This window comes from Nocardioides flavescens (assembly GCF_009823805.1).
Lineage (GTDB): Bacteria > Actinomycetota > Actinomycetes > Propionibacteriales > Nocardioidaceae > Nocardioides > Nocardioides flavescens.
This window is the reverse complement of sequence record NZ_WUEK01000005.1, coordinates 267,952-279,943: the sequence shown is the minus strand read 5'-3', so window position 1 is coordinate 279,943 and position 11,992 is coordinate 267,952. Positions and strand designations below refer to the sequence as shown.

Below are 11,992 nucleotides of genomic sequence, written 5' to 3'. Positions count from 1 at the left end.
TGACATGGCTGACCTCGCCGTCGAGACGACCGCGATTCCCGGGCTGCTCATCGTCCGGATGCCGGTCCACGAGGACGCCCGCGGCTGGTTCAAGGAGAACTGGCAGCGCGAGAAGATGACCGCGCTCGGCCTGCCCGACTTCGGCCCGGTCCAGCACAACATCTCCTACAACGCCCACCGCGGCGCGACCCGCGGCGTGCACACCGAGCCGTGGGACAAGTTCGTCTCCGTCGTCACCGGCCGAATCTTCGGCGCCTGGGTCGACATGCGCGAGGGCGACACCTTCGGCGCGACCGTGACGGTCGAGGCCGACCCGAGCGTGGCGGTCTTCGTGCCGCGCGGCGTCGGCAACTCCTACCAGGCGCTCGAGGACGGCACGACGTACTCCTACCTGGTCAACGACCACTGGCGCGCGGGCACGACCTACCCCGCGCTCAACCTCGCCGACCCGACGGTCGCCATCGCGTGGCCGATCCCGCTCGACGAGGCCGAGATCTCGGAGAAGGACAAGACGACGCCCTACCTCGACGACGTCGTGCCGATGGCCCCCCGCCGCACGCTCATCGTCGGCGCGCACGGCCAGCTGGGCCAGGCCCTGCAGGCGGAGTTCCCGGGCGCCGACCTGGTCGACCTCCGCGCCGGCGAGGGCGTCTCGGTCCTCGACGTCAGCGACGCAGCCCAGGTGGCCGCGTGGCCGTGGCGCGAGTACGACCTGGTGCTCAACGCCGCGGCCTACACCGCGGTCGACGCCGCGGAGACCGCCGACGGCCGTCGTACGGCCTGGGCGGCCAACGCCTCGGCCCCCGCGACGCTGGCCCGGCTCGCGGCCGAGCACCGGTTCACGCTGGTGCACTACTCCAGCGAGTACGTCTTCGACGGCACCCTCGACCCGCACACCGAGGACGAGCCGCTCTCGCCCCTCGGCGTCTACGCCCAGTCCAAGGCGGCCGGCGACATCGCCGTGGCCGCCGCGCCGCGCCACTTCGTGCTGCGCACCTCGTGGGTGATCGGCGAGGGCAAGAACTTCGTGCGCACGATGCAGCAGCTCGCCGCCAACGGTGTCAGCCCCACGGTCGTCGACGACCAGGTCGGCCGGCTCACCTTCACCGGGGAGCTCGCGCGGGCGACCCGTCACCTCCTCACCTCCGCCGCGGCGTACGGCACCTACAACGTGAGCAACGGCGGTGATCCGACGTCGTTCGCCGACGTGGCCAAGGCCGTCTTCGAGCTCTCGGGCCGCTCGGCCGACGACGTCTCGGCGACGACGACCGAGGAGTACTTCGCCGGCAAGGACCTCGCCCCGCGCCCGTTGCGCAGTGTCATGGACCTGTCGAAGATCCGGGCCACCGGCTTCGAGCCGGAGGACGCCCGCACCGCCCTCGAGCGGTACGTCGCTGCCTCGAGCTGAGGGGTCTCTCGGGTCGTGGTTTCGAGACGGCCGTAGCCGGCCTCCTCAACCACCGTTCGCGATGGTTGAGGAAGGCCGCTAGGCCTGTCTGGAACCACCATCGTCAGACGCTCAGGAACCAGCCCGGTCGTAGTCGTCCTCGAGGCGGACGATGTCGTCCTCACCGGTGTAGGCGCCGCGCTGGACCTCGATGATCACGAGGGTCTCGTCCTCGGCGTTGCAGATGCGGTGGGCCTGGCCGATCTCGATGTCGCAGGACTCGCCGGGGCCGAGCAGGACGGTCTCGCCGTCGATGACGCAGGTCGCCTTGCCGGAGACCACGAACCAGTGCTCGGCGCGGTGTTCGTGGGTCTGGTAGGACAGCCGCTGGTGAGGGGTCACCACGATCCGCTTGACCTTGAACCCGGGCGCCTCGTCGAGCACGTGCCACGAGCCCCAGGGGCGATCGTCAGACTCCAGAACCATTCCCGACCTTCCCCCGTGCGACGCTGTAGCGAGCACCCTACGGGAGCCGCGCGCGGAGGCGCCCCTCAGCGACGTGTGAGGTTGGCCAAAGCCGGACGCACGTCGGCGAGGTAGACGAAGGCCGCGATGGTGAAGGCGATCGACAGGAAGCCCAGCGGCGAGCCGAGCAGGTGCAAGGCGAGCCCGAGCCCGAGGATCGCGCACCACGCGACCTTGGTGAGCTTGCCCGCGGCCTCGTAGGAGGGGCCGGAGAACATCAGCGCGCTGACGAAGGCGAACAGCTTCACCGCGAGCAGCACGAAGAACACGACCGTCGAGATCGTGCCCTCGACCTGGAAGACGTTCACCGCGCCACCCTAGCGGGGCCGGACGCACGAGAGCCCCGCAACCCGGGGGCTGCGGGGCTCTCGACGGTGCGACGTACGGCGGATCAGCTGGCCGACGAGCCGGTGGTCGTCTTCTTCGCCGGGGCCTTCTTGGCGGCCGACTTCTTGGCCGGGGCCTTCTTGGCGGTCGCGGGGCGCGAGGTGGACTTCTTCGCGGGGGTCTTCTTCGCGGTGACGCGCTCGCCGGTGGTCTTGGAGACGTTGCCCGGGTCGACGTTCGACGAGGTCTCCTTGAGCAGGCGGTTGACGACGACCTCGCCGCGCTTCGCGAGCTCGGTGTAGGTGCCGGTCGCGGTCTCGACGTTCTCGGTCACGAACTTCTGGGCCTCGGCCTGGAGCTCGGCGACGCGCTTCTCGACGGCCTCGCGGCGGGCGCGGGCCTCCTTGGTGAGCTCCTCGACGCGAGAGGCGACGACACTGGTCGCCTGGTCGCGCAGGGCCTTGGGCTCGAAGTCGAAGTCCTTGACCGACTTCTGCACCGTGGAGAAGCGCTCCTGCGCCTCCTTCTGAGCGGTGGCGATGCGCTCCTCGAAGCGCTTCTGGGCGTCGTCGAGCGCGGTGCGCACGGCCTCGATCGCGAGGTCGACGGCGCCGACGCCGGCGTGGAGCCCGCGCTGCGCCTCGGCGCGCAGGTCGTTGATGTCGAAGGTGGTGCTGGCCATGGTGGCCTCCTCAGTGAGTGTTCTCGGTGGTGTCCGCGTCGGGAGTGTCGGCCGCGTCCGCGCCGTTGATGGCGACGAACGAGGTGTAGACGTCGAGCAGGGTCTGCTTCTGGCGCTCGCTCAGCTGGGTGTCGCCGAGGATCGCGAGCTCGACCGAGCCCCCGACCCCGTCGGTGGGGTGGACGATGCCGGCCCGCACGTACAGCGACTCCGCGGAGATCCGCATCGCCTTGGCGATCTGCTGGAGCACCTCGGCCGACGGCTTGCGCAGGCCGCGCTCGATCTGGCTCAGGTAGGGGTTGGAGATCCCTGCCTGCGTGGCCAGCTGTCGGAGCGACAACCGCGCGAGCAGCCGCTGCTCCTTCAGGTAGTCACCGAGCGCGTCGGCGGTCTTGCCGACCTGTTCCCCCACGCGCTCGCCGACGGTTCCCTTGGCCATGTCTCCATGGTGCTAGCTGCTGCTAGCACAAGCAAGCAGATTGGGCGTGGGTCCAGTCACACCGCGCGCACACCGCGCGCTGCCCAGGGTCAGAACGCTGCGCGTACCTCGCCGACGGGGTGCCCGCCGCCCATCAGGGGCGCACGTCCCGTCGCCTCGAGAGCGGCGACATCGACGCCCGGCAGTCGCGTGACGCCGGATCGGCGCAGCGCCTCCGCCATCACGACGGGGCGCGCGCGCACCCCGCCGTCGTCGATCTTGAGGGCGAAGGCCTGCCCGTCGGGCAGGGCGACGGCATAGCACGCCTCGGCCCCGGCCTTGCCGACCGCACCGGGGATCGCGGTCAGCAGCGCGAGCTCGTCGCGCGTCGTGCCGGAGACGTATGCCGGGTGCGCGCGCACGGCCTCGGCCACGCGCCGCTCGGGTCCGTCGGTGGCGACGGCGAGGGCGCGGAAGCCCCGCGCCAGGCCGGTGAGCGAGGTCGAGAGCAGCGGTGCGCCGCACCCGTCGACGGCGGTGACCGCGACGGGCTCGCCGGTCAGGTCGGCGAAGGTCGCGGCGATGCCCTGCTGGAGCGGGTGGTCCGCGGCCAGGTAGGTCGCGGTGTCCCACCCGTTGGTGGCGCAGGTGAGCAGCATCGCGGCGTGCTTGCCCGAGCAGTTCATCGCGATCGACGACGGTTCCTCACCTGCGCGCAGGGCGGCGGTGCGGGTCGCCTCGTCGAGCGGGAGGTCGGGCGGGGTCTGCAGGGTCGACTCGTCGAGGCCGGCGAGCCCGAGGATGCGGCGCACGCCGTCGAGGTGGAACGCCTCGCCGCTGTGGGAGGCGCTCGCGAGCGCCAGCAGCTCGGGCGGCAGGTCGAGACCCATCCGCACCATGGCGACCGCCTGCAGCGGCTTGTTGCAGGAGCGCGGGAGGACCGGTGAGGTCACGTCGCCGACCGACCACTCGACCACACCGTCGCGGTCCAGTGCGACCACCGAGCCGTGGTGGTGGCCCTCGACGAACCCGGAGCGGACGACCTCGGCGACGACGACAGGTGCAGGCACCCGAGGAAGGCTACGAGGTGCGCGAGGCGTGGCGCCGTTCGCCCTCGAGCTCGGCCACCGTGGGGGCACCGAACATCGGCAACCCCTGGCTGCGGCGCAGCAGCCCCCACACGATCGGGACGAGGACGAGCGTGGCCACGCCGACGCCCGCGATCAGCATGGGGTGCGTCTCGTCGGTCCCGAGCGGCGCCCAGCCCGCCTTGTCCAGCAGCGCGACACCCGACATGGTCAGCACCACCACGATGCCGCGGCGGATGTAGGACTGCGGCACGCGCGGGGCGATCTTGCTGCCGATGAGCGTGCCCGGCACGGAGCCGATCACGAGCGGGATGAGCAGGCTCCAGTCGATGCCGTTGAGCGCGATGTTGGAGATGGCCGCAGCGAGCACGAGGGGGACCGCCTGGACCAGGTCGGTGCCGACCAGCCGCACCGCGCTCAGGCCGGGGTAGAGCATGAGGAGCGCGACCATGATGACCGAGCCGCTGCCGACGCTGGTGACACCGACGAGCAGGCCGCCGAGGGCGCCCACCAGCAGGGTCGGCACGGGACGGATCGCCGGGTCGGCGTCACCCTCGCCGCGGCCGCTGCGGACGCGGCGGAGGTTGAGGTAGAGCCGCAGGGCGTACGTCGCCGCGGCGAGCAGGAGTGCGAAGCCGATCGCCATGAGCAGCACGAAGTGCAGCTGGTCCTCGTCGTCGGTCAGCCACGCCACCAGGTGCGGGCCGAGCAGCGCCATCGGGACCGAGCCGATGATCAGCCACTTGGCGAGCTGGAGGTTGGGCGAGCCCTCCCGGGCGTGCACGATCGCGCCGCCGGTCTTGTAGATGGCGGCCGCCGTGAGGTCGGCGGTCACGATGACCGCCGGGTTGCCGACGCCGAGGAAGATCAGGGCGGGGGTCATCAGTGCCCCGCCGCCCATCCCGGTGAGCCCGACGACGACGCCGACGACGAACCCCGCCACCAGGATCGACAGCGCGGTGGTGGTGAGCAGATCCATGGGCCGGGGCTCCTGTCACAACGGGTGCGTCAGGGCAGGCGGCACCGCACGCGGTGTCCAGGGCGGGCCGTCGCGCACCCTGCGACGGCACTCCCTCCGAGAGACCTTAAGGCGTCGCCGGTCAGCGCGGCGCGGCGTCCACCCGCAGGTCGAGGTAGCCCGCGTCGCGCAGGCCGTCGAGGACGTCGCCGAGTGCGTCGTCGATCGACCTGCCCGTCGTGTCGACGCGCACGTCGGCGTCCTCGGGCTCCTCGTACGGCGAGGAGATGCCGGTGAACTCCGGGATCTCGCCGCGCCGCGCCTTGGCGTAGAGGCCCTTGCGGTCTCGGCGCTCGCACTCCTCGGGCGGGGTCGCGACGTGGACGAGGAAGAACGCGCCGCCGGCGTCCTCCACCATCTCGCGCACCTGCCGCCGCGTCTCGTCGTACGGCGCGATCGGGCTGACGACCGCGACGCCGCCGTGGCGCGCGATCTCGGCGGCGACCCAGCCGATGCGGCGGATGTTGGTCTCGCGGTCCTCGCGGGAGAAGGTCAGCCCGGCCGAGAGGTTGCGCCGCACGACGTCGCCGTCGAGGCTGGTGACGGTCCGCTCGCCCTGCTCGAGCAGGAGGTCGACCAGCGCTCGGGCGAGGGTCGACTTGCCGCTCCCGGACAGACCGGTGAAGAAGATGACGAGCCCCTGCCCGGCGGGCTCCGGGCGGTCGCGGTCGACGACCGACTGCACGTCGGCCGGCAGCTCGTCGTCGTCGGACCCTTCCCGCAGGGCGTGGACCGGGTCGTCGCCGGCGTAGGCCTCGACGACGGCCTCGCCGAGCGCGTGGTCGGCCGCCGCGTCGCCGTGGGCGGCGAGCGGGACGGTGACGACGACCGCGTCAGTCAGCGCCGCGGCTGCGGCGCGGGTGGCCCGCACCAGGGCGACCGGCGAGAGCCAGGAGGTGCCCGTGCCGACGAAGGTCAGCAGCGTGACCGGTCCGAGACCGGCCAGCTCCTCGAGCTGGGCCCGCGTGAGCGGATCGCCGACCGGCACGACGGTACGGCCGGAGTGCTGCTCGCGGTAGGCCGTCGGCGTGAGCCGCAGCGAGCGGAACGGTCCGAACTGCGCGTGGGTCAGCGGCTCGACGGTGCCCTCGGGCCACGCGACCCGGGCGAGGGGCAGACCCTCGGGGTCGACGAGCTCGACCGCACCCGCCTCGCGGGCAGCCGCGTCGACGCCGTCCGGCAGGTGCAGCGCGAGGACACTGCCCGGCTCGTTGAAGGCGCGCACGTCGGGCAGCGCGCCGCTCGTCAGAAGCTCGAGGTCGTCGAGCTCGACCGGGGTGGGGCAGTGCTGGGGGGCGTTCGTCGACACGGGCTCATCGTGTCAGGCGCGCTCCGAGGATCAGGGGCGGCCCAGCGCGCGGTAGGTCCAGCCGGCGGCGCGCCAGGTGGCGGGGTCGAGGCAGTTGCGGCCGTCGACGATGCGCGGCGCGGCGACCTGGTCCGCGAGCGCGGTCGGGTCGAGTGCGACGTACTCAGGCCACTCGGTGAGCACGAGGATCACCTCGGCGCCGCGGACGGCGTCCTCGACGGTCTCGGCGTAGGCGAGGTCGGGCCACTTCTTGCGAGCGTTGTCGATGGCCTGCGGGTCGGTGACGGTGACCTGCGCCCCCTGCAGCTGCATCTGCGCGGCGACGCTCAGCGCCGGTGAGTCGCGGATGTCGTCGCTGTCGGGCTTGAACGCCGCACCGAGGACGGCGACCTTCCGGCTCACGATCGAGCCGCCGCACACCTCGCGGGCCAGGTCGACCATGCGGACCCGGCGGCGCATGTTGATCGCGTCGACCTCGCGCAGGAAGGTCAGCGCCTGGTCGACACCGAGCTCGCCCGCACGAGCCATGAAGGCCCGGATGTCCTTGGGCAGGCAGCCGCCGCCGAAGCCGACGCCGGCGTTGAGGAAGCGTCGCCCGATGCGGGCGTCGTGACCGATGGCGTCGGCGAGCATCGTGACGTCGGCGCCGGTGGCCTCGCACAGCTCGGCCATCGCGTTGATGAAGGAGATCTTCGTGGCGAGGAACGAATTGGCAGCGACCTTGACCAGCTGGGCGGTGGCCAGGTCGGTCTCGATCTTGGGCGTGCCCTCGGCCAGGGTCGCGGCGTACACCTCGTCGAGGACCGTCGCCGCCTCGGCACCGGCGTCGCCCGCGCGGAACCCGTAGACGAGGCGGTCGGGGTGGAGCGTGTCCTTGACGGCGAACCCCTCGCGCAGGAACTCCGGGTTCCAGATGAGCTGGGCCTCGGGCACCGACTCGGCGATGCGGTCCGCGATCTCCTCGGCGGTACCGACCGGCACGGTCGACTTGCCGACGACGACGTCGCCGGGCTTGAGCAGTCCGAGGACCGTGTCGGTCGCGGCGCGGACGTAGGCGAGGTCGGCGGCGTTCTCGCCGCGCTTCTGCGGCGTGCCGACGCAGATGAAGTGGACGGTGGCGTCGGCGGCACGGGAGGCGTCGGTGGTGAACTCGAGGCGCCCGCTCTCCAGGGCCTCGGTGAGCAGCTCGGGCAGCCCCGGCTCGTGGAACGGCGCCTTGCCGGCCGCCAGGGAGGCGATGTGGGCCTCGACGACATCGACGCCGACCACCTCGTGGCCGAGCTTCGCCATGCACGCGGCGTGCACCGCTCCGAGGTAGCCACAACCGAACACTGAGATCTTCACGCGGCGGAGTCTAGGTGCGATCCGCTCGATCGCGAGTCGCGCGGATGAACGGCGGATGACGAGCGCCACCGCTGGTCTGAATCTGCAGTTCGTCAGCCGAGTTTGGACAGCATTTCGACGGTCCCCAGCGCGGCGGATACGCTGTCGGCTGCTCTCGTGCTGCAGCCTGTCTGCAGCCCGCCCCCGCAGAAGAGGTCTCCCGCAGCACATGACCGAAACGCACGCCGACTACCGGCTGAGCCAGCTCGACCAGCTCGAGGCCGAGTCCATCCACATCTTCCGCGAGGTCGCGGCAGAGTTCGAGAAGCCCGTCCTGATGTTCTCGGGCGGCAAGGACTCCATCGTGATGATGCGCCTCGCCGAGAAGGCCTTCTACCCGGCGAAGATCCCGTTCCCGGTCCTGCAGGTCGACACGGGCTACGACTTCCCCGAGGTCCTCGCCTGCCGCGACAACTGGGTCGACCGCCTCGGCGTCCGCCTGATCGTGGCCAGCGTCGAGGAGGCGATCGCGAACGGCGTCGTCGTCGACGACGGCAAGACCTCGCGCAACCGCCTGCAGATCGGCACCCTGCTCAACGCCCTCGAGGACGGCGGCTTCACCGCCGCCTTCGGTGGCGGACGCCGCGACGAGGAGAAGGCCCGCGCCAAGGAGCGCGTCTACTCCCACCGCGACGAGTTCGGCCAGTGGGACCCGAAGAACCAGCGCCCCGAGCTCTGGAGCCTCTACAACGGCCGCCTCCACGAGGGCGAGCACATGCGGATCTTCCCGATCAGCAACTGGACCGAGCTCGACATCTGGGACTACATCGGTCGCGAGGGCATCGAGATCCCCTCCATCTACTTCTCCCACCAGCGCCGGGTGTTCCTGCGCGACGGGATGCTGCTCTCGGAGAGCGAGTTCAACCCCACCCGCGGCAACGAGACGGTCGAGGAGCGCACGGTGCGCTTCCGCACCGTCGGTGACCTCACGCTCACCGGCTGCGTGGAGTCCGAAGCCGACACCATCGAGAAGATCATCGACGAGATCGCCGTGGCCACGGTCACCGAACGCGGCGCGACCCGGGGAGATGACCGCTTCAGCGAAGCGGCCATGGAGGACCGGAAGAAGGAGGGCTACTTCTGATGTCCGACACCACTCCCGAGGACTACGCCGCCCAGGCTGCCGAGCAGGACGGGGCGACCACCGGTCTCGCCGGCCGCGAGGCCGACCTGCTCCGCTTCGCCACCGCCGGATCCGTCGACGACGGCAAGTCGACCCTCATCGGTCGGCTGCTGCTCGACTCCAAGTCGATCTTCGCCGACCAGCTCGAGGCGGTCGAGGCGACCAGCGTCTCCAAGGGCTACGACTACACCGACCTCGCGCTGTTGACCGACGGTCTGCGCTCCGAGCGCGAGCAGGGCATCACGATCGACGTGGCGTACCGCTACTTCGCGACGCCCAACCGCAAGTTCATCATCGCGGACACCCCGGGCCACGTGCAGTACACCCGCAACATGGTCACCGGCGCCTCCACCGCCGACCTCGGCCTGGTGCTGGTCGACGCTCGTCAGGGTCTCACCGAGCAGTCGCGCCGCCACGCAGTCATCCTCAGCCTGCTGCGGGTGCCGCACCTCGTGCTGGCCGTGAACAAGATGGACCTCGTCGACTTCGACCAGTCGGTCTACGAGAAGATCCACGCCGAGTTCACGCAGTTCGCGACCAAGCTCAACATCCCGGACCTCGAGGTCATCCCGATCTCGGCGCTCAACGGCGACAACGTCGTGACGCGTTCGGAGAAGATGAGCTGGTACAGCGGCCCGACGCTGATGCACCACCTCGAGCACGTCCATGTCGCCTCCGACCGTGACCTCATGGACGTGCGCTTACCGGTGCAGTACGTCGTGCGCCCCAAGTCCGACGAACACCACGACTACCGCGGCTACGCCGGCATGGTGGCCGGCGGCGTCCTCAAGCCCGGTGACGAGGTCGTCGTGCTCCCCTCGGGCATGACCAGCAAGATCGCCGGCATCGACCTCTTCGACCGCGAGGTCACCGAGGCGTTCCCGCCCATGTCGGTCACGGTGCGTCTCGAGGACGACGTCGACGTCTCGCGCGGCGACATGATCGCCCGGGTCAACAACGCACCGCAGCCCAGCCAGGACATCGACGCGATGGTCTGCTGGATGACCAACACCCCGCTGCGCCCGCGGCAGAAGCTGGCCATCAAGCACACCACCCGCACCGCGCGGGCCCTGGTCAAGGGCATCCAGTACCGCCTGGACGTCAACACGCTCCACCGCGACCAGGAGACCCAGGAGCTCGGCCTCAACGAGATCGGCCGCATCCAGCTGCGCACCACCCAGCCGCTGCTCTGCGACCCGTACTCGAAGAACCGCACCACCGGCTCGTTCATCCTCATCGACGAGGCCACCGGCGTCACCGTCGGCGCCGGGATGATCAACTCCGCCGGCTGAACCCGACACACTCAGAGCAGCCCCGCACCGTCTTGGTGCGGGGCTGCTGTCATCGATAGGCAAGTTCTGGAGCTCGAGGTGGTTGCGCCAGTCAACGTTCGATGAGACGGTCGAATGGTCTACGTCCACGGGGGAACGTGATGAACATCAATACTGTGCCCATCGGGGGGCGCAACCAGGGGCTCGATGTCATTCGTGGGATCGCGGTCGGGCTCGTCATGGTCCGACACGCGCTCGGCGACATGTTCAGCGCAGCGGGGATCGTCGGCGTCACCATATTCTTCGCGCTCAGCGGCTACCTGATCACAGGTTTGCTGATTCGCGACGTGGAGGATGTCGAGCGTCCTCGGTGGAAGCGCTTCTACGTCCACCGGTTCTTGAGGTTGGTCCCGGCGCTCGTCCTCCTGGTCCTGGTGTACGCCCTCGTCGAAGCGGCGTGGAACCCGCTCGGCCAGCGATCGGAGCTGCCGCTCACGGTGATCGTGGCCCTGACCTACACCTCCGACCTCAATCTCCCCGTGGAGATGGGCGCCCTCACGCACTTGTGGACGCTGGCCGTTGAGGAGCAGTTCTATCTCGTGTGGCCGGCTCTGATCTTCCTCGCCGTGCGGCGCCGGATCACGCCCGGCCGGCTGGCCGTCACCACCGCCGTCGTACTCACGACCGTGTGCTGGGTCTCGCTGATCGCCGTTGGGCGCCCCGAGGCGATCTACACGCTGCCCACCACCTGGGCGTCCAGCATGGCGGTCGGCGCGGCCGCCTACTGCTACCGCAGCCGGCTCGACGCGTTGCTGCGCACCGGACTACGACCCTGGGGTGCGGCCGTGGGCCTCGCCGCGCTCGTCGCGATGGCCCTCGCGCCGGTGGGCAAGGACTCGGCGCTCACCTACCTGCTCTACCCCACGCTCGTGTCCGTCTGCACCGTGCTGATGATCTGGGAAGCGCGGCGCTGGCCCACGGCTCCGAAGGTGGCCGTACCGCTACTGGGGCTCGGAACCATCTCCTACGCGGCGTACCTGTGGAACTGGCCTCTGGTCTCGTGGATCGGAGCCTCCTCCGGAATCCACGGGCGAGAGTTGCTAGTCGTCAGTGCCGTCGCAACGGTGCTAGTGGCAACGGTCAGCTGGTTCACGGTAGAAGCTCTCGGCAGGCACCTTCGGACTCGGTTCGACGCGTCGCAGTTCGCGACTGGACACGCTGACGACGTCTTCAGCAGCGAGGATGCGGCACCCGTTCGGGATCGTGCGCGCGAGACAGCTCTACGTTGAGCACATCCATGCCCATGAACCTCTGGTCGCGACGCAGCGTCCGCGGCCGGACCGCAATTCCCCTTCATCTCAGCCACGACCAACGGTTTCTGAGACCGCTAGGTTGAGTCGCGCCAGTCGTGGTTCGTGCCCCGCTCGATCAGCCCTCCGGACAGGCGCACCGCCTGAGCGG

At 70.4% G+C, this 11,992-nt stretch carries 12 protein-coding genes; 4 read left to right on the top strand and 8 right to left on the bottom strand.

Translation table 11 applies throughout. The features are described 5' to 3' along the window. The first annotated feature begins 4 nt into the window (after positions 1–4). Entirely contained in the window at positions 5–1,408 is a 1,404-nt protein-coding gene (locus GRQ65_RS10170) for a sugar nucleotide-binding protein (protein WP_160877813.1), read from the top strand. A gap of 111 nt (positions 1,409–1,519) precedes the next feature. On the opposite strand, the gene GRQ65_RS10165 is transcribed toward GRQ65_RS10170, so the two are convergent. The 8 genes from GRQ65_RS10165 to GRQ65_RS10130 all read right to left on the bottom strand — a co-directional run bounded on the left by GRQ65_RS10165 (position 1,520) and on the right by GRQ65_RS10130 (position 8,098). After that, entirely contained in the window at positions 1,520–1,873 is a 354-nt protein-coding gene (locus GRQ65_RS10165) for a phosphomannose isomerase type II C-terminal cupin domain (protein WP_160877812.1), read from the bottom strand. 65 nt (positions 1,874–1,938) lie between these two features. Then, positions 1,939–2,220 carry a DUF2516 family protein gene (locus GRQ65_RS10160; protein WP_160877811.1) on the bottom strand — a complete coding sequence of 94 codons (282 nt, stop codon included), beginning with the start codon at positions 2,218–2,220 and terminating at the stop codon, positions 1,939–1,941. Positions 2,221–2,303: 83 nt separating this feature from the next. Beyond that, the gene (locus GRQ65_RS23380; protein WP_202387954.1) at positions 2,304–2,921 is read right to left on the bottom strand and encodes a hypothetical protein; all 618 of its coding nucleotides are present in this window, start codon (positions 2,919–2,921) and stop codon (positions 2,304–2,306) included. Between the two features lie 10 nt (positions 2,922–2,931). Beyond that, a complete protein-coding gene (locus GRQ65_RS10150; protein WP_160877809.1) occupies positions 2,932–3,360 on the bottom strand; it encodes a helix-turn-helix domain-containing protein in 429 nt (142 codons plus the stop codon). A gap of 89 nt (positions 3,361–3,449) precedes the next feature. Continuing rightward, positions 3,450–4,409: an asparaginase gene (locus GRQ65_RS10145; RefSeq protein ID WP_160877807.1), complete on the bottom strand. Its 960-nt coding sequence runs from the start codon at positions 4,407–4,409 to the stop codon at positions 3,450–3,452. Positions 4,410–4,419: 10 nt separating this feature from the next. After that, positions 4,420–5,406, bottom strand: coding sequence for a sulfite exporter TauE/SafE family protein (locus GRQ65_RS10140; protein WP_160877805.1), 987 nt, complete (start codon positions 5,404–5,406; stop codon positions 4,420–4,422). A gap of 121 nt (positions 5,407–5,527) precedes the next feature. Beyond that, positions 5,528–6,754, bottom strand: a complete 1,227-nt coding sequence (cysC, locus tag GRQ65_RS23980; RefSeq protein ID WP_160877803.1) for an adenylyl-sulfate kinase — start codon at positions 6,752–6,754, stop codon at positions 5,528–5,530. 30 nt (positions 6,755–6,784) lie between these two features. Next, on the bottom strand, positions 6,785–8,098 hold the full coding sequence (locus GRQ65_RS10130; protein ID WP_160877801.1) for a nucleotide sugar dehydrogenase: 1,314 nt from the start codon (positions 8,096–8,098) through the stop codon (positions 6,785–6,787). A 208-nt stretch (positions 8,099–8,306) separates the two neighbouring features. Between GRQ65_RS10130 and cysD the strand changes: the two genes are divergently transcribed. The 3 genes from cysD (at position 8,307) to GRQ65_RS10115 (ending at position 11,820) form a co-directional block, all read left to right on the top strand. Beyond that, positions 8,307–9,221, top strand: a complete 915-nt coding sequence (cysD, locus tag GRQ65_RS10125; RefSeq protein ID WP_160877799.1) for a sulfate adenylyltransferase subunit CysD — start codon at positions 8,307–8,309, stop codon at positions 9,219–9,221. Further along, positions 9,221–10,552: a sulfate adenylyltransferase subunit CysN gene (gene cysN / locus GRQ65_RS10120; RefSeq protein ID WP_160877797.1), complete on the top strand. Its 1,332-nt coding sequence runs from the start codon at positions 9,221–9,223 to the stop codon at positions 10,550–10,552. Before cysD ends, cysN begins: the two co-directional genes overlap by 1 nt. A 140-nt stretch (positions 10,553–10,692) precedes the next feature. Continuing rightward, positions 10,693–11,820, top strand: coding sequence for an acyltransferase family protein (locus tag GRQ65_RS10115; protein WP_237448088.1), 1,128 nt, complete (start codon positions 10,693–10,695; stop codon positions 11,818–11,820). The last annotated feature ends 172 nt before the right edge of the window (positions 11,821–11,992 follow it).